The sequence below is a fragment of the Xanthomonas sacchari genome (assembly GCF_024266585.1).
Taxonomy (GTDB): Bacteria; Pseudomonadota; Gammaproteobacteria; order Xanthomonadales; family Xanthomonadaceae; genus Xanthomonas_A; species Xanthomonas_A sacchari_C.
Window position 1 is genome coordinate 1 of record NZ_CP100647.1, and the last position, 17698, is coordinate 17698.

Here is a 17698-nt window from a genome sequence, read left to right on the forward strand (position 1 = left end):
CCCCCTGCGGGTCCGCCTCTCGGCGGCGACGGCGACGCTCCGCGGCACGATCGCGGGTGCGCGCGGCGACCACCGCGCGCATGCCGGGCCGCTCCCCGTCAGCGGCTCTCGCGCAGGAACCGGGCCATCGACGACACCCCCGGCAGCGCCGGCTGGAACTGCCCGGCGACGTCGACGAAGCCGCGCATCACCGCGATCTCGCGCGGGGTGCGGTTCAAGGTATCGCGCAGTTCCGGATCGGCGCCGGCGCGCAGCAGGCGCTGCACCAGCAGCGGCAGGCCGTGCAGCGCGGCCAGGTGCAACGGGCCGAAGCCGCGCGGATCCTGCACTTCCAGGCTGACCTCCTCGTCGAGCAGGCGCTCGACGCCGGCCAGCACCACCGGCTCCTCGCAGGCCGTGCCCGGTTCGGCGCGCGCGCCCAGCAGCAACAGCAGCGGCGTCACCCCGCCGGCGGAAGCGCGGTCGGCCTCGGCGCCGGCCAGCAGCAAGGTGTCCAGCAGCGCCAACAGGCGCGTCTTGTCGCGCGCGGTGAAGCCGTACAGCGCCGCGCAGTGCAGCGGCGCCAGTTGCTGGGCATCGCCGGCATGCACGTCGGCACCGGCCGCCAGCAGCCGCGCGGCGATGTCCGGCAGGCCCAGCGCGCAGGCCAGCATCAGCACGGTGACCCCGCCCGGCAGGCGGTGTTCGATCTGCGCGCCGGCCTGCAGCAGTGCCGCGACGATCTCGGTCTGGCGCATGCTCACCGCCGCCGACAGCGGCGTGGCGCCGCTGGCCGCGGCGTGCTGCAGGTCGGCGCCGCGCGACAGCAGCAGCTTCACCGCCGCGGCATGGCCGCCGCCGGCGGCGCGCAGCAGCGCGGTGCAGCCCTGCGCGTCCACCGCATCCACCGGCAGGCCCAGGTCGATCAGGCGGCGGATCGCCTCGGCGTCGCCGACCATTGCCGCGGCCGGCACGTCGGCCTCGCGCAGCGGGCGCCGCGGCAGCGGCCAGGTGCGCCAGTCCAGCCAGTCGGCCAGGTCGCGGCGGCCGCTGGCCAGGGCCACGCCCAGCGGGGTCTGGCCGTCGGCGGCGCGCGCGTCCGGCGAGGCGCCCTGCTGGATCAGCAGTTTCAGCGAGGCCTCGCGGCCCAGCGCGGCGGCCAGGTGCAGCGCGGTCATGCCATGGCTGTCGCGCGCCTCGCGGTCGGCGCCGCGCTCGAGCAACTGCAGTTGCAGGCGCAGCCAGCCCAGCCGCACCGCCAGCGACAGCGGCGGATCGCCGGCCGGCGATGGCGCGAACGGATCGGCGCCGCGCTCGAGCAGTTCCAGGGCGAACTGTTCCAGCGCGCGCGAGGCGTGATCGTGCTGGGCGCAGGCGGCGAGCAGCCGGGTCAGGCCGCCGCGGCCGGCCGGCGACACGCCATGGCGCAGCATCGCCTGCAGGCTGGGCACCGCCTCCACGCCGCGCGAGAGCAGCGCGAACATCGGGGTGTCGCCGCAGGCGTCGAGCACCTCCGGCGCGGCGCCGTGCGCCAGCAGCCAGTCCACCGCCTGCGCGTTCAACGCCAGCGAGGCATCGTGCAGCAGCGCGCCCAGTTCCTCGGCCGCGCACAGCCGCGCCAGCGCGGCCAGGCCCTCGCGCGGCTGGCCCAGTTGCAGGCCCTCGCGCAGCAGTTCCAGCGGCGGCCGGTCGGGCAGGCCGGCGGGGCCGGTCTCGCCCTGGCCGTCGCTGACCGCGGCCGGCAGCGGATAGTCCGGGTCCAGCGCGGACACGATCGCCCAGCGCCCGGCCTCGGCGGCCAGGTCGACGGCGCGGCGGCCGCTGTGGTCCGGCTGCGCCGGCGCCACGCCCAGCTCCAGCAGGCGCCGGATCAGGCCGGGGGCGACGTGGTCGGCGGTGCAGGCCAGCAGGATCGCGTTGCGGCCGTCGGCGTCGACCGCGGCCAGGTCCGGCTTGTGCGGCAGCAGCCGTTCCAGCACCGCCACGCGGCCGTGGCGGGCGGCTTCCAGCCACGGCGTGCGGCCCAGCGCGTCGCGCGCTTCCAGGTTGGCGCCGGCGCCGAGCAGGGCCTGCACGATCTCCACGTGGCCGGCCTGCGCCGCCTCGTGCAGCGCGCTGCGGCGCTGGCGATCGCGCGCGTCGACCCGCGCCTTGTGCTTGAGCAGCAACTGCACGCCGGCCGGATCGTCTTCCTCGGTGCCGGCCGCGGCCAGCAGCACCGGGCTGGCCTCGGCGGGCTCCGGCTTGGCCCCGCGCTCGAGCAGGAACTTGGCCATGCGCCAGTTGCCGACCTGGCAGGCCACCGCCAGCGGGGTCAGGCCGTCGCGGCTGGCCGCATCCAGTTCGGCGGCGGCGTCGCGCAGCAGCGCGGCCACGCCGGGGTCGGAACTGCGCGCGGCGTGGTGCAGCGGGGTATTGCCGTCGCCGTCGCTGGCGCGCGGGTCGGCGCCGTTGGCGAGCAGGGTCATCACCGCTTCCGGGCGGCCATGCCAGCTGTCGCGGGTGGCGGCCAGCAGCGGGGTCATGCCCAGGTGCGGACGATTGACGTCGACCCCGCGCACGATGAGTTCGCGCAACAGGCGCAGGTCCGGCAGCACCGCCGCCAGCACCGGCAGGCTGCGCTGGTCGCGCCACTCGGCGGCGGGCAGCGCATGCGGATCGGCGCCGGCCTGCAGCAGCTGCAGCGCACGATCCACGCGGCCGCCACGGGCCGCCTCGTACAGCGCCGCATGCAGTTCGTCCTGCGCCGGCGCCGGCTCGTCCGCGTGCGGCGCGGCGCTGAGTTCGGCGAACAGGTCGGCGGAGGACACCGGCGGGGTCAGCGGCTGCGGCGGCGCCACCCGTTGCAGGCCGGCATGCAGCAACGGCGACAGCAGCGCGTAGGCCAAGGCCAGCGGCCAGCGCGCGGCGTCGGCGAGCAGCCCCGGCCAGGCCAGCACCACGCCGAGCCCGGCCAGCACCAGCACCAGCGCCGCCACCGCCAGCCCGCGCCAGGCCTGCACGTCCTGCTGCGCCAGCGCGTGCCAGCGCGCGCCCAACGCGCCGCCCTGGCAATCGCTGGCGTGCCACAGCGGCCAGGTCCGCCACAGCCCGAGCAGCGCGGCGCTGGCGGCCACGCTCAGCGCCAATGCGGCGGCCAGGCTGCCGCTGTCGTGCAGCGCCGCCAGCGGCCAGGCCACCAGCACCGCGACCAGCGCCATGCCGCCGGCCCACAGCACCAGCAGCGGCGCCACCGCGCCGACCAGCTCGCGCGCCGCGCGCGGACGCGGCCGGCTGCCGCGCTGCCAGGACAGCGCCAGCGCGAACGCCGGTTGCGCCAGCCAGGCGCCCAGCGCCGCGGCCAGCGGGCCGAATCCGGCGGCCAGCGCCAGCACCGCGCCGAGCGCGGCGGCGAGCATCGGCGCACGCGCGCGGAGAAAGGAGTCAGTCATCGTGTCGATCGGTGGTGCCGGGCAGAGACGGCGGCAATTGCAGATGGAAGCCGCAGCCGGCGAGGTTGGCGCGCACCGCGGCCGGATCGGCGCGGGCCAGCGTGCGTTCGGCGGTCAACGCCACCTCGAGCACGAACGCCAGCGGCTGCAGCGACGCCAGCAACGCCGGCGGCAAACGGCCGAAGTCGTCGCGGGCGGCGAGATACAGATAGGTGTCCGGCTTGCGTTGGCTTTTGTAGACGTAGGCTTGCATGCCCGTGGCGTGCGCCTGGCGTGGAAAGGCAAGCGATTGTGGAGGAAATGCGCCAGCGGCGAAAGCGCACGCCGGCCCTGCGCTGAACGGATCCAGGGCAAGCGCGCCATTCACGTTGGCGTTGCGGGTGTTTCACGGCATGACCGAATGCGTCGATATACTGCGGCAATTGCCCTTGTATGGAATACCGCGTGACCGAAGCGTCCTCGTCGCCCCGCATGGCCCCGGTGGCCATCCGTGCCTACACCGCGACCAACGCGCTCGGCAGCGGACTGCAGGCCCAGGCCACGGCGCTGCGCGAGGGCCGCAGCGGCCTGCGCCGCAACGATTTCGGTCCGCAACCGCTGCAATGCTGGATCGGCCGGGTGGACGCGCTGGAAACCGCCGCGCTGCCGCCGGCGCTGGCCGCGTGGGAATGCCGCAACAACCGCCTGGCCTGGCTGGCGCTGCAGCAGGACGGCATGGCCGACGCCGTGGCCGCCGCGGCGCAACGGCATGGCGCCGACCGGGTGGCGGTGGTGATGGGCACCTCCACCTCCAGCATCGGCGCCAGCGAGGAGGGCTACACCCGGCTCGATCATGACGCGGACGGCCCGCGCCTGCCCGCCGATCTGGACCGCCCGATCGTGCACACCCCGCATTCGCTGGGCGATTTCGTGCGCGCGGCCACCGGCCTGCGCGGCCCGTGCATCACCGTCGCCACCGCCTGCTCGTCCAGCGCCAAGGTGTTCGCCCAGGCGGCGCGGCTGATCGCCGCCGGCGTGGTCGATGCGGCGCTGGTCGGCGGCGTGGACACGCTGTGCGGCAGCGTGCTGTTCGGCTTCAACTCGCTGCAGGTGGTGTCGCCGGAACCGTGCCGGCCGTTCGACGCGCGCCGGGTCGGGCTGTCGCTGGGCGAGGCCGGCGGCTACGCGCTGCTGGAACGCGCCGATGCCGCCGATGCGCCGCCGGCGCAGGCGCTGCTGTGCGGGTACGGCGAGTCCAGCGATGCGCACCACATGTCCGCGCCGCATCCGCAAGGCCTGGGCGCCGGCCTGGCGATGCGCGGCGCACTGCAGCGCGCCGGCGTCGACCCGGCCGAGGTCGGCTATCTGAACCTGCACGGCACCGCGACCCCGGCCAACGACAGCGTCGAGGCCGCCGCGGTGGCGGCGTTGTTCCCGCCCACCCTGCACGCCAGTTCGACCAAGGCCTGGACCGGGCACACGCTCGGCGCCGCCGGCATCGTCGAGTCGGTGTTCGCGCTGCTGGCGCTGCGCGACGGCCTGCTGCCCGGCACCCTCAACAGCGAACTGCCCGATCCCGCCTGCGGCCCGCAGATCCGTTTCGCCACCGCCCATGCACAGGTCCGCTACGCGATGAACAACTCCTTCGGCTTCGGCGGCAACAACTGCTCGCTGCTGTTCGGCCGCGCATGAGCACGCCCATGCTGCGCGCGACGATCGAAGGCATCGGCTTCTGGGCGCCCGGGCTGCCCTCGTGGACCGTGGCGCAGGCGTTCGCCCGCGGCGAGAGCGCACTGCTGGAGACGCCGGCACGGCCCTCGCCGCAACTGCTGGCGCCGAACGAACGCCGCCGCGCGCCGGACACGGTGGCGGTGTCGCTGGACGCGGCGCTGGCCGCCTGCCAGGACGCCGGCCGCGACCCGGCCACGCTGCCGTCGGTGTTCACCTCCACCCACGGCGACCTGGCGATCACCGACTACATGTGCACCACCCTGGCCAGCGAACCGCTGTCGGTCTCGCCGACCAAGTTCCACAACTCGGTGCACAACGCCGCCGCCGGCTACTGGACCATCGGCGCCGGCGCCACCGCCGCGGCGACCGCGATCAGCGCGCACCACGGCAGCTTCGCGCAGGGCCTGCTGGAAGCGCTGTCGCAACTGGCCGCGGGCGAAGACGCGGTGCTGCTGGTCGGCTACGACAGCCGCTCGGTCGGCGCGCTGGGCCGCATCGCGCGCAGCGAAGGCCTGCTCGGCGGTGCGCTGGTGCTGAGCGCGGGCGCACGCGACGGCAAGCCGCAACTCCAGGTGCAACTGCGCGACGGCAACGCGCCGGTCGGCGATGGCGCGCTGGCGCAGCATGCCGCGGGCAACGCGATGGCGCCGATGCTGCCGCTGTTCGACGCACTGGCGCTGGGCGGCGGCTGCGTGCTCGACGCAGGCGGCGGCCGCTGCCTGCAAGTGGAGTTGCGCGCATGAGCCGCACGCCGCTGACCGCCGCCGACGCCGCGATCCTGATTCCGGCCCTGAACGAACGGCTGCGCATCCGCGAGGTGGTCAGCGCCGCGCTGGCGCACTGCCCGCGGGTGATCGTGGTCGACGACGGTTCCGACGACGGCACCAGCGATTGCATCGCCGACCTGCCGGTGACCGTGCTGCGCCACCCGCAGCGCCGCGGCAAGGGCGCCGCGCTGCGCAGCGGCTTCGCCGAGGCGCAGCGCCAGGGCGCGCGCGCGGTGATGACCATGGACGGCGACGGCCAGCACAGCGCCGCCGACTTCCCGCGGCTGCTGGCCGCGGCCAACCGCCATCCCGGCTGCGTGATCGTCGGCGCGCGCCTGCGCAAGCGCGCCAGCCAGCCGCCGATCCGCCGCATCGGCAACGATTTCGGCGACTGGGGCATCGCCTGGGGCTGCGGCTTCCGCCTGGTCGACAGCCAGAGCGGCCAGCGCCTGTACCCGCAGTCGGTCTATACCCTGCCCGACGTGCCCGGCGAAGGCTTCGTGTTCGAGGCGCAGCTGCTGATCTCGGCGGCGCGCCAGGCCGGCGCACGGGTGGTGGCGGTGCCGATCGAGACCCGCTATGCCAACCAGACCCCCGGTAGCTTCCGCAAGAGCCACTTCCGCCTGGTGCGCGATCTGTGGAAGATCACCTCGCACGTGATCGTGCAGGTGTGGACCTACGGGCACGTGGTGCGCGAGTACCGGCGCACCCGCGCCAACCCGGTGCTGATCGACGACGCCGACGGCACCCTCGACCCGGCGCCCCTGGCCGTCGGCAAGGAAAAGACGACATGAACGCAGCGCAGGCGGATGTGGCGATTCTGGGCGGCGGACTGGCCGGACTGACCCTGGCGCTGCAGTTGCGCCAGCGCGACCCGCAGCTGCGCATCCGCGTGCTGGAACGGCGCGCGCACCCGGTGCGCGAAGCCGCGTTCAAGGTCGGCGAATCCTCGGTGGAGATCGGCGCGCACTATTTTTCCGAGGTGCTGGGCCTGCGCGAGCACCTGGATGCCGAGCAGATCCGCAAGTTCGGCTTCCGCTTCTTCTTCTCCGACGGGCGCACGGACATCGACCAGTGCACCGAGCTGGGGGTGAGCCAGTTGCTGCCCACCCCGTCGTGGCAGATCGACCGCGGCCGCTTCGAGAACTTTCTCGGCGAACGCGCGCGCGCCCTCGGCGTGGAGTTCCTCGACGGCAGCACGGTGCGCGGCGTCGACCTGGCCGAGGACGCCGGCGACCACTGCGTGCGCTACAGCCGCGACGGCGCCGACGCCCGCCTGCAGGCGCGCTGGGTGATCGACGCCAGCGGCCGCGCCGGCCTGCTCAAGCGCAAGCTCGGCCTGGCGCAGGACAACGCGCACCAGGCCAACGCGGTGTGGTGGCGGGTGGACGGGCTGGTCGATCCCAACGGCTGGTCGCAGGACAGCGCCTGGCTGCAGCGCTGCACGCCGCCGGACCGCTGGCGCTCGACCAACCACATGTGCGGCCCCGGCTACTGGTTCTGGCTGATCCCGCTGTCCTCCGGCGCGCATTCGCTGGGCATCGTCTGCGATGCCGCCCTGCATCCGCTGGAGACCATGAACACCCACGCCAAGGCGATGGACTGGCTGCGCACGCACCAGCCGCAGGTGGCCAGCACGCTGGAGCGCAGCGAGCACACGGTGCAGGACTTCCTGTTCCTGCGCGACTTCTCCTACGGCTGCAAGCAGGTGTTCTCGGCGCAGCGCTGGGCGCTGACCGGCGAGGCCGGGGTGTTCCTGGACCCGTTCTACTCGCCGGGCAGCGACTTCATCGCCATCAGCAACACCTACATCTGCGAACTGATCGGCCGCGAGCGCGCCGGGCGCGACATCGCGCCCTACGCCGAGCTGTACCAGCAGCTGTACTTCTCGTTCTACGAGAACACCCTGACCCTGTACCAGGACCAGTACCCGCTGTTCGGCGACGCCCAGGTGATGCCGGTCAAGGTGATCTGGGACTACACCTACTACTGGTCGCTGCTGGCGCCGCTGTACTGCACCGACCGCATCGCCGACCTGGCGGTGCTGGGCCGGCTGCGGCCGGCGCTGCAGCAGGCCAGCGCGCTCAACCTGGGTATGCAGGCGCTGCTGCGCGACTGGGGCGCGGCCAACCGCGCGCAGGCCGCGGCGGTGGCCGACGGACGCCTGCTGGACCAGTACTTGATCGGCTGGTTCCACGAGCTCAACCGCGCCCTGGGCGACCGGCTCGACGACGCCGCCTTCGTCGCCCGCCTGCACGGCAATGTCGCGCGCATGGCGGAACTGGCTGGGGAGATCCTGGCGCGCGCCCGCCAGCGGCATCCCGCGCTGGCCGACCACGGCCTGCTGGACGCCTGCCGCGGCGTGCCGATCCCGGCGCCGGTGCTGTCGCCGGCCTGGTACGCGGACGCCGCCTGAACCGCGCGCAGGGCCATGCCGCCCTGCAACAACGCATGCGCCGCGCGCCGCCGCGACGCGCCATGCAACGCCGCTATTGTGCGACATAAGTCGCAATGGGCGAATATCGCCCACGCATCCGCGTTTTCGCACGAACCGCGGTTGACGCCTCGCGCTACCGGCGCGAAACAGGCCCGCCGTGCCCGGCGCCCCCTTCAGGAGAACTGCATGCACTCCACGCTGCTCGCATTGGCCCTGCCCCTGGCCGCTCTGGCCGTGACCTCCACCGCGCATGCGCAGCCGACCGAACGCGCGCCGGCCACGCCGGCACCGCTGCAACAGTCGTGCGAGGCGTTGGCGAGCCGGCTCGTCTATCCCGGCACCCGCTTCACCGCGGTGCACAGCGTGGCCGCCGGCGCCCTGCAGGTGGGCGGCCAGCCGATCGGCGCGCACTGCCAGATCACCGGCCTGATGCACGAACGCGTCGGCACGGACGGCCAGGCCTATGCGATCGGCTTCGAGATGCGCCTGCCGGCCGCATGGAACGGGCGCTTCTTCTACCAGGCCAACGGCGGCCTGGACGGCAACGTGGTTCCCGCGCTCGGCGACATCGGCGGCGGCGGTCAGCGCGACAACCCGCTGCGCATGGGCTTTGCGGTGATCAGTTCCGACGCCGGGCACAGCAACGCGCAGAACCCGCTGTTCGGTCGCGACCCGCAGGCGCGGCTGGACTACGGCTACCAGGCGGTGCAGGCACTGACCCCGATGGCCAAGCGCGTGGTGCAGATCGCCTACGGCAAGGCGCCGGACTACAGCTACTTCGGCGGCTGCTCCAACGGCGGTCGCCACGGCATGGTCGCCGCCGCGCGCGATGCGCAGGACTACGACGGCATCCTGGTCGGCGATCCCGGCTTCCACCTGCCCAAGGCGGCGATCGCGGACCTGGCCGCGGCCCAGCAGCTGGCGGCGCTGGCCGGCGGCAACGACACGCGCAGCGGCCTGACCGCCGCCGAGCGCAGCCTGGTGGCCGAGCGCATCGTCGCCACCTGCGATGCGCTGGACGGCGTGCGCGACGGCATGGTGCAGGACGTGCTCGCCTGCCAGCGCCGCTTCGACCTGAACCGCGACGTCGCCACCTGCGGCAGCGCCGGGCGCACCGGCCAATGCCTGACCCCGGCGCAGAAGCGCGCGCTCGGCGCGATCCATGCCGGCGTGCGCAACAGCGCCGGCACGCCGCTGTACGCGCCCTTTCCCTACGACCCGGGCATCGCCAGCGGCGACTGGGCCGGCTGGCGGCAGGACGCCTCGCTGACCCTGGTGCCCGGATCGGTGGCCTTCGGCTTCGTCACCCCGCCGGAGGATCCGGCGGTGCTGCAGGACCTGAAGCGGTACGCGCTGCAGTTCGACATGGACCGCGACGCGCCGAAGATCTTCGCCACGGACGGCGCCTTCCGCGAATCCGCCTGGTCGTACATGACCCCGCCGAACGAGACCCAGCTGACCACGCTGAAGGCGCGCGGCGGCAAGCTGCTGATCTACCACGGCACCGGCGACGGCATCTTCTCCTTCGCCGACACCGCGGCCTGGTACGACCGCCTGCGCACGGCCGATGCCGACGCCGCCAGCTACGCACGCCTGTTCGCGGTGCCGGCGATGGCCCATTGCGCCGGCGGACCGGCCACCGACCAGTTCGATGCGCTGACCCCGCTGGTCGCCTGGGTCGAGCAGGGCCAGGCGCCGACCGCGATCGTCGCCAACGCACGCGGCAGCGGCAGCGCCGCGCCCAACAACGAGGTGCCGGCCAGTTGGAGCAGCCAGCGCAGCCGTCCGCTGTGTCCGTATCCGCAGGTGGCGCGCTACGTCGGCGGCGACGTGGAGGCGGCGTCCAGCTTCGTCTGCCGCTGAGCGCCGGCCACCGTTGCGCCGCCGGCGTGGCGGCGCAACGGCCGCGGCGTTTTCGAGGCGGTCAGCCCATGCCGCCGTTGATGCCGATGACCTGGCCGTTGATGTAGGCGGCCGCGTCCGAGCACAGGAAGGCGACCAGCGCGGCCACTTCCTCCGGCTTGCCCGGGCGCCCGGCGGGAACCATCTGCTTGATCGCCTCCGGCGGGAACGCGCTCTCGGCCATCGCGCCCTGGATCACACCCGGCGCGACCACGTTGACGCTGATCCCGCGGCTGGCCATTTCCCGCGCCAACGACATGCTGGCGCCGTGCAGCGCGGCCTTGGCCGCGGCGTAGTTGGTCTGCCCGCGGTTGCCCAGCACCGCCGCCACCGAGGACACGCTGACGATGCGGCCCCAGCGCGTGCGCGCCATCGGCAGCAGCAGCGGCTGGGTGACGTGGAAGAAGCCGTGCAGCGACACGTCGATGACGCTGTGCCACTGCGCCGCGGTCATGCCCGCCATCGGCGCGTCGTCGTGGATGCCGGCGTTGTTGACCAGCACCTGGATCGGGCCGGCCTCCAGCAGCGTCGCCAGCGCCTGCGCACTGGCCTCGGCGTCGGCCACGTCGAACGCCACCGCCTCGGCGCTGCCGCAGGCGGCGACGATCGCCTCCACCACCGCCGCCGCCCGCGCGACATTGGCGTTGGCGTGCACGATCACGTGCAGGCCCTGCGCGGCCAGGGCGTGGCAGATCGCGCCACCGAGATCGCCGCTGCCGCCGGTGACCAGGGCACGACGCGGGGAAGAGGAAGCTGTCATCGGCAAGGCTCCGCTGGCGACCGACGTCGGCCGCCGACAAGGGGCCGCCATCGTAGAGCAAACCCGGGCGCGTTGCGCCGCATGCGCATCCGCCTCCTCAGCCGCCACCGCCGTCGGCAACGACGCGACGGCGATGCGCGCACCGATCAACATCTCGCACCGGCACGGCCTGCACCTGCAGCCGCCGCCGCGCCGTCGTTCGACTCAATCGCGGGTGCTGGTTTCCCAGGTCCCGTGCACGACCTCGCCCTTGCGCTCCAGCCGCGCGATCACCGCATCCAGTTCGTCCGGATGCGCCGCGCTGCTGACCAGCGAGGCCACCAGCTCGGTCTGCTCGTCGCCGCGCTCGATCAGGTCCACCGCGCTCACCGGGTAGTGGGCCGCCTCCAGTTCCTCGACCAGGCGCTCGCGCAGTTCGGGCACGGCGGAGGTCGCCACGGTGAGGCGCACCGCATAGTGCATCTCGGTGGCGTTGGCGTTGATGGGGATGCGGTTGATCGCATTGACCAGCGGCCGCAGCAGGGTATTGCCGCCGATCACCATGACCGTGAGCAGCGCGGCCTCGGCCAGCATGTCCGCGCCGGCGCAGCAGCCGACCGCGCCCGAGCACCAGAGCGTGGCGGCGGTGTTGAGCCCGCGCACGTTCATGCCTTCCTTCATGATCACGCCGGCGCCGAGGAAGCCGATGCCGGAAACCACGTAGGAAATCACCCGCACCGCCTCGGCGCTGCCGGCGATGCTCATGCCCAGGTCCACGAAGGCCGCCGCGCCCAGCGCCACCAGCACATTGGTGCGCAGGCCGGCGGTGCGCTGCCGGTACTGGCGTTCGGCGCCGATCAGGGTGCCGAGCAGGAACGCCGCCACCAGGCTGACCACCGTGTCCAGGAACGCGGCGGCATGGAAGGTTTCGATGGACCGCATCAACAAGCTCCGTTGTTCCCATCCGCCGCCATCGACGGTGGCGCCACCTTGCCACAGCCACGCTGCGGCGCGCTTACGCCGGCGGCAGGCGCCGGCTCAGCCGGCTGCGCGCAGCATCACCGTGGCGCGACCCTCGGCCAGCAGCTGCCCGGCATGGCGGATGCGGAAGGCGTACTGCTGGCTGTCCTCGGCCTGCAGCAGCACCTCGGCCTCGCCTTCGATCGGCCCGGCCAGGTCCTGCAGCTCGCTGACGTGCAACTGCACCCCGCGCAGCGCCACCAGCATGCCCGGCCGCACCGGCGTGCCGGCGGCACGGCCGAGCAGGCCGCCGTGCACCGCCATCGCCTGCGCGCCGTATTCGCACAGGTGCAGCGCGCGCAGGCGTCCGCCGCTGCGCAGCGGATGCGCGGCCTGACGATGCGCGACGCTGCGCACCACCACGCGCTGCGCGTCCCAGGCCACCACCTTTTCCCACAGGCACATCAGGCCCTGGTGCGGGACCAGCGCGGCGATGGCGTCGCGCCCGTGCAATGGCTCAGTGTGCATGGCGGCTCTCCAGGGCGTCGCTGGCGGTCTCGCGCGAAATCAGCAGCGCCAGCACGAAATTGAACAGCACGCCCAACGCCACGGTGCTGCCGATCGCGCGCAGCACCGGGATGCTGGAGGCGGCCAGCAGCGCGAACACGAGCAGGGTCATCAGGCTGCACACGATCAGCGCATGCAGGGTGCGCAACTGGTCGGCGCGGTCGTCGCCGGCGTGGTCGAAGAACAGCGCGTAGTCCAGGCCCAGGCCGGCGGCCAGGATCAGCGCGATCAGGTGGAACAGGTTCAGTTCGACGCCGCAGCCACGCAGGATCGCCAGGATCAGCAGCGTGGTCAGCGCCATCGGCAGCAGCACGCGCACGATCCGCCGCGGCGTGCGCAAGGCGATCGCCACGGTCAGCGCCAGCAGCACCGCGGCCACGCCCAGCGCGGCGAGCACGCGGCCGCGATAGGCGGCCACCAGCGACTCGGACGCGTCCTTCAGGTCCAGCAGCTGCGCGCCGCTGCCCTGCACCGCGCGCGCCAGTTGTGCCGGATCGCGCAGTCCGCTCAGCGACACCAGCGCGGTAGTGCGGTCGGGGCGCTCCAGCAGCAGGCCGCCGACGGGCGTCGCCAGCGGCGTGCCGTGCAGCGCGCGCGCGGTCAGCAGCGGCGCGTTGCGCGCGACCTGCAGGTCGGCCAGAAACGGGGCGAAGGCGTCGGCGCGGAACGGCGTGGCGGCGACCGCGGCGGCGGTCATCGCCTGCGCCTGCGCCGGATCGGGCAAGGCGGCCTGGCGCCGGCGCTGGGTGGCGGCGCTGGGCAGGTAGCGCGCGGCCATGTCGTAGCCGGCCAGGTCGCCCTGCGCCACCAGCGCGTCCAGGCGCGGGCGCAGGCGTTCGGAGGCGGCCAGCGCGGCATCGGCGGAGGCGGCCGGCAGGGCCAGCACGTAGCGCACGTCCGGCGCGCCCAGTTCCTGGCGCAGGTGCGCGTCCCGTGCCAAGCCGTCGGCCGGCACCGGGGTCAGCTTGGACAGGTCGTTCTGCCAGAACGGCCCGGGCGCGAACACGATGACCGCGGCCGCCAGCAGCGCGAGCGGCAGCAGCGACCAGCGCGGCCGCGGCAGCCGCGCGATGCCGCGCCACAGCCGTTCCAGCAGTGGCGAGTCGGCATGGTCGCGCGGCGAGGGATCGATCAGCGCCGGCAGCAGCAGCCGCGTGGTCAGCGCCGCCACCAGCAGGCCGGCGATGGTGAACACCGCCAACTGGCGCAGGCCGTCCACGCCGGAGAACAGGAAGGTGACGTAGGCGATGCAGGTGGAGACCACGCCGGTGGCCAGGGTCGGCCACAGGTGGCGCGCGTTCTCGCGCGGGTCCAGGCCCGGACGCTGGTGGCTGAACAGGTGGATCGGATAGTCCTGGACCACGCCGATCAGGGTGAAGCCGAATGCCACGGTGATGCCGTGCACGCCGTCGAACAGCAACGCCACCGCGCCGAGCCCGGCCAGGCCGGCGCTGGCCAGCGGCAGCACGCCCAGCACCGGGATCTTCCAGCTGCGGTAGGCCACCAGCAGCAACACGATCAGCCCCACCGTATCCAGGGTGCCGATCCACTGCGCCTCATTCTGGGTGCGTCCGCCGATCTCCACCGAGAACGCGCCGGGGCCGGTCAACGTCAGCTTGCTGCGGGTGCCGGCGCTGACCTTGGCGAAGGCGGCATGGATCGCGTCCACCGCACGCTGCTGGCCGGTGGGGTCGAAACCGGCGGCGCGGGTCTGCGCCACCAGCAGCGCGTCCTTGCCGGCGCGGTCGAACCAGACCCCGTCGCGCTGCTGCGGGCCGCCGGCCGGCTGCAGGCGCTCGGCCAGGTGCAGCACCTCCAGGGTCGGATCGCGCGGCAGCAGCGGCTCCACCATCGCCGCCGCCGGCGAGCCCAGGTCCTGCAGCCGCGCCTGCAGCGCATCGCGCAGGGTCGGCGTATCCAGCGGCTTGGCGTCGAAGCTGTCGCTGAGCAGGTAGCGGTACGGCAGCAGGCGCTCGGGGATCGCGTCCAGGCCGGCGTCGGCGCCGTTGGCGACCAGCTCGAACACGTCGCGCTGCGCCGCCAGCGCGGCATGCAGCGCCTGCGATTGCTGCGCCAGCGTGGCCGGATCGGCCCCGGACAATGACATCAGCAGCAGCCGCGAGCCGGGGCCTTCGCCGAGTTCGTCGAGTAGGAGCTTTTGGGCGGGGGTGCGGGCTTCCGGCATGAACTTGCGCAAGTCCCCCGACACCTGCAACGCATTGCCCAGCCAGATCCCGGCCACGGTCAGCACCGCCAGCCATAGCAGCGCCAGCGAGATGCGCATCTTCGAACTCAGTTGGCGTGTCACTACCGCCGCTCCCCCAACGCCCATCCGTTCAGACCCGGGGCCGCGGGCGCGGCATCGGGCATGACTGACCGCCGCCTGCCACCACGGGCCGGCATGAACTTGCGCAGATCGCCCGACACCTGCAACGCATTGCCCAGCCGGATCCCGGCCACGGTCAGCACGGCCAGCCACAGCAGCGCCAGCGAGATGCGCATCTTCGAACCGAGGGCACGCCTCATCGCGCTGCCCCTGCGTACCGTTCAGCGGCCGCACGCGCACCCGTCAGGCCGGCAGCGTGCTGCCGGCACCCGTCGCCGCGCGCGGGGGTCACGCCGCGTCGCCGTGGCACAGTGCGGTCAGCGCGGCGCCGTCGGCGAGGGCGCCGGCGGCCTGCGCCGCGCCGGCCAGCAGGGTGCGCTGGACCTCGCCCTTGGCCGGGGTGGTCTCGATGCAGCGCAGTTCGGCGCCGCGGCCATACAGGCGCAGGCTGCGCACGTGCGCGGCCATGGCCGGGTCCTTGGGCTGCAACTCCAGCTGCCAGCGCTCGCGGGTGCCGGCGCTGCTGATGGTGTACTGCTGCTGCAGCAGCGCGCGGTCGCCGGACAGCAGCGCGCCGAAGCCGCTCTGCAGGCCGGCCAGTTCCGGCACGCGCGCCAGCGAGAAGCGCCGCGGCGGCTTGCCGTCGCGTTCCAGCGTGGCCTCGCCACCGCGCAGGGTGGTGGTCTCGTGGTACGGCGCGGTGACCTCGCGCACCAGGGTCTGCGCGTCCGGGCGGCGGTATTGGCCCTGCACCCGCAGCGGCGTCTTCAGCAGCGCCGAGCCGCGCAGTTCGACGAAGGCGGTGCTGACCGGCGCCGGCCGCGCCAGCTTCTGCAGGATCCAGTCGGCGTCCGGTGCCTCAGGCGATGCGGCGCTCAGCGGTGCGGCGCTGCACAGCAGTATCAGCATCCACGGCAAGGTGCGGCGCATCGGCATGGCGGTTGTTCCAGAAGTCGTAGAAGTTGAACCAGTTGTAGGGCGCGGAGCGGGTGTAATGCTCCAGCCTGGCGGCGTAATCGCGGATGAGCGCGGCCAGCACCGGCGCGCGCTGCCGGCGCGGCAGGTCCAGGCCTTCGCTGAAGGTCTCGAACACCAGCTGGTAGCGGTTGCCGCCGCGGTACAGGCCGAACGCCAGCACCACCGGCACCTTGAGCGCGGCGGCGATCAGCCACGGCGAGGTCGGGAACAGCGCGCCCTGGCCGATGAACGCCGCCGGCAGCGCCGGATCCTCCGGGCGCGGCCGGTCCACCAGCAGTGCGACCAGCGCGCCCTCGTCGGTGGCCTGCTTGATCGCCATGACGATCGAGGTGCTGTCCATGCCGGCGTCGATGATGTTGGCCGCCAGTTGCGGGTTCAGCGCGCCCAGCAACTCGGTCATCGCCGGGTTGTGCGCCTTGTCCAGCACCACCTTGACCTGCACGTCCGGACGCTCGGTGGCCAGCACCCGCAGCGCGTCGAAGCTGCCCAGGTGCGAGCCGAAGATCAGCACGCCGCGGCCGCGGTCCATCTGCGTGTGCAACTGGTCCAGGCCCTGGACCTGCACCCGGAACCGGTGCATCTGCCCGCACAGCATGAACACCCGGTCGAGGATGGTCGCGGCGAAGGTGTGGATGTGCCGGGCCACCTCCAGCAGGGTGGCCGGGCGGTCGAACACACGGCTCAGGTAATGCCGCGAATCGCGCCGCTCCGGGCCGCGCACCAGCAGGAAGTACAACGTGATCGGGTACAGCAGCAGGCGCCCGACGGCGCGGCCGCCGTGGCGGGCGATGCCGCGAATCAGCCACAGGGCGAAGCGGCCGCCACCTTCCGGGCGATGCTTCCAGCCGGCGCTCACGGCGCCGCCTCGGCGTTCAGCTCGCCGCTCACCAGCAGGTCCTCGCCGCGCAGCACGCGGAAACGCCAGCGCGGCGCGGCGCCGTCCAGCTCCACCCGTGCCGGCTGCCCGGGCAGCAGCGGCTGCAGGAACTTCACCTGCGGCAGGCGCAGCGGCGCGCGCGCGCCGTGCGCCGCCTCGACGGCCTGCAGCACGTGGTCCAGCACCACGACGCCGGGCACCACCGGGCGGCCCGGGAAGTGGCCCGGCAGGCTGGGATGATCATGCGGGACGACGAAATGCATACGGGCGACTCATATCCTGGGTTCGAGCATGGCACGGACGGCCTGGTGCGCGCGCTGGGTCACTTCCTGGCGGTTCAGCGGGCCGTCCTCGCCGTTCACCGGGATCGGCGTGCCGATCCGCACCCGGATGACGCCGGGCCGGACCCGGAACAGGCTGGTCGGCGGCAACACCTTGCCCGCCCCGTCCAGCGCCACCGGCACCACGTCCACCCCGGCGTCGATCGCGGCCTGCAGCAGCCCGGCCTTGAACTCGGCCAGCGCGCCGCTGCGGCTGCGGGTGCCTTCCGGGAACAGGCACAGATCCTCGCCGCGGCGCAGCAGCGCCGCCGCCGCGCGCCGCATCATCGCCCCGGCGCGGCGGCTGTCGCGGTCCAGGAACAACATGCCGGTCGCGCGCGCATACCAGTTCACGAACGGCACCTTCAGCATCTCGTCCTTGAGCAGGAAGCGCAGCGGCACCGGCAGCGCCACGAACAGCGCGCAGATGTCGATGATCGACTGGTGGTTGCTGACGAACAGGTGGTTGCGCGACCAGTCGACCCGCTCGCGGCCCTCCACCTGCAGCCGCGCCCCGGCGCCGAACAGCAGCACCGGCGCCCAGAATCGCGCGCCCATGCGCAATGGCAGCCGCGGCCCGGTCAGCCGCAGCAGCACCAGCGCTACGACGATGCCCAGCGCGGTATGCGCCAGGGTGAACAGCAGCTGCAGGGCGTTGTACATGGCCCAGGCCATGCGCGAGGGCATCCCTGCCTGCGGCAACTT

Annotated in this window: 16 protein-coding genes; 5 read left to right on the forward strand and 11 right to left on the reverse strand. The window is 73.4% G+C overall.

All coding sequences use genetic code 11. The annotated features are described in order from the left end of the window. Nucleotides 1-98: 98 nt before the first annotated feature. Both NKJ47_RS00010 and NKJ47_RS00015 read right to left on the reverse strand, forming a co-directional pair. A complete protein-coding gene (locus NKJ47_RS00010; RefSeq protein WP_254459569.1) occupies nt 99-3410 on the reverse strand; it encodes an ankyrin repeat domain-containing protein in 3312 nt (1103 codons plus the stop codon). Further along, a complete protein-coding gene (locus NKJ47_RS00015; RefSeq protein WP_017909431.1) occupies nt 3403-3663 on the reverse strand; it encodes a YcgL domain-containing protein in 261 nt (86 codons plus the stop codon). The genes NKJ47_RS00010 and NKJ47_RS00015 overlap by 8 nt, the downstream gene beginning before the upstream one ends. A 218-nt stretch (nt 3664-3881) precedes the next feature. On the opposite strand from NKJ47_RS00015, the gene NKJ47_RS00020 reads away from it, so the two are divergent. The 5 genes from NKJ47_RS00020 to NKJ47_RS00040 all read left to right on the forward strand — a co-directional run bounded on the left by NKJ47_RS00020 (nt 3882) and on the right by NKJ47_RS00040 (nt 10187). Continuing rightward, nucleotides 3882-5081, forward strand: a complete 1200-nt coding sequence (locus NKJ47_RS00020) for a beta-ketoacyl-[acyl-carrier-protein] synthase family protein (RefSeq protein WP_254461488.1) — start codon at nt 3882-3884, stop codon at nt 5079-5081. An 8-nt stretch (nt 5082-5089) separates the two neighbouring features. Then, a complete protein-coding gene (locus NKJ47_RS00025) occupies nt 5090-5863 on the forward strand; it encodes a beta-ketoacyl synthase chain length factor (RefSeq protein WP_254461489.1) in 774 nt (257 codons plus the stop codon). Next, nucleotides 5860-6681: a glycosyltransferase family 2 protein gene (locus tag NKJ47_RS00030; protein ID WP_254459570.1), complete on the forward strand. Its 822-nt coding sequence runs from the start codon at nt 5860-5862 to the stop codon at nt 6679-6681. The genes NKJ47_RS00025 and NKJ47_RS00030 overlap by 4 nt, the downstream gene beginning before the upstream one ends. Then, complete coding sequence (locus tag NKJ47_RS00035; protein ID WP_254459571.1) at nt 6678-8303, forward strand: NAD(P)/FAD-dependent oxidoreductase; 1626 nt, start codon at nt 6678-6680, stop codon at nt 8301-8303. The genes NKJ47_RS00030 and NKJ47_RS00035 overlap by 4 nt, the downstream gene beginning before the upstream one ends. 207 nt (nt 8304-8510) lie before the next feature. After that, a complete protein-coding gene (locus NKJ47_RS00040) occupies nt 8511-10187 on the forward strand; it encodes a tannase/feruloyl esterase family alpha/beta hydrolase (RefSeq protein WP_254459572.1) in 1677 nt (558 codons plus the stop codon). Nucleotides 10188-10248: 61 nt separating this feature from the next. Here NKJ47_RS00040 and fabG read toward each other — a convergent pair whose 3' ends face one another. The 9 genes from fabG to NKJ47_RS00085 all read right to left on the reverse strand — a co-directional run bounded on the left by fabG (nt 10249) and on the right by NKJ47_RS00085 (nt 17695). Next, entirely contained in the window at nt 10249-10986 is a 738-nt protein-coding gene (gene fabG, locus NKJ47_RS00045; RefSeq protein WP_254459573.1) for a 3-oxoacyl-ACP reductase FabG, read from the reverse strand. A 204-nt stretch (nt 10987-11190) separates the two neighbouring features. Then, nucleotides 11191-11907 carry an MgtC/SapB family protein gene (locus tag NKJ47_RS00050; RefSeq protein ID WP_254459574.1) on the reverse strand — a complete coding sequence of 239 codons (717 nt, stop codon included), beginning with the start codon at nt 11905-11907 and terminating at the stop codon, nt 11191-11193. Nucleotides 11908-12003: 96 nt separating this feature from the next. Then, nucleotides 12004-12438 (reverse strand): phosphotransferase, encoded by a 435-nt coding sequence (locus NKJ47_RS00055; RefSeq protein WP_254461490.1) that lies wholly within the window; start codon nt 12436-12438, stop codon nt 12004-12006. 4 nt (nt 12439-12442) lie between these two features. Further along, complete coding sequence (locus tag NKJ47_RS00060; protein WP_429002556.1) at nt 12443-14776, reverse strand: MMPL family transporter; 2334 nt, start codon at nt 14774-14776, stop codon at nt 12443-12445. A gap of 23 nt (nt 14777-14799) precedes the next feature. Then, nucleotides 14800-15018 (reverse strand): hypothetical protein, encoded by a 219-nt coding sequence (locus NKJ47_RS00065; protein WP_254459576.1) that lies wholly within the window; start codon nt 15016-15018, stop codon nt 14800-14802. A gap of 88 nt (nt 15019-15106) precedes the next feature. Next, on the reverse strand, nt 15107-15754 hold the full coding sequence (locus NKJ47_RS00070) for a LolA-related protein (RefSeq protein WP_307547187.1): 648 nt from the start codon (nt 15752-15754) through the stop codon (nt 15107-15109). Then, the gene (locus NKJ47_RS00075; protein WP_254459577.1) at nt 15678-16652 is read right to left on the reverse strand and encodes an acyltransferase; all 975 of its coding nucleotides are present in this window, start codon (nt 16650-16652) and stop codon (nt 15678-15680) included. The genes NKJ47_RS00070 and NKJ47_RS00075 overlap by 77 nt, the downstream gene beginning before the upstream one ends. Beyond that, nucleotides 16649-16936: a dehydratase gene (locus NKJ47_RS00080; protein WP_048491109.1), complete on the reverse strand. Its 288-nt coding sequence runs from the start codon at nt 16934-16936 to the stop codon at nt 16649-16651. The genes NKJ47_RS00075 and NKJ47_RS00080 overlap by 4 nt, the downstream gene beginning before the upstream one ends. A gap of 9 nt (nt 16937-16945) precedes the next feature. Then, nucleotides 16946-17695, reverse strand: a complete 750-nt coding sequence (locus NKJ47_RS00085) for a lysophospholipid acyltransferase family protein (RefSeq protein WP_254461492.1) — start codon at nt 17693-17695, stop codon at nt 16946-16948. Nucleotides 17696-17698 lie beyond the last annotated feature (3 nt).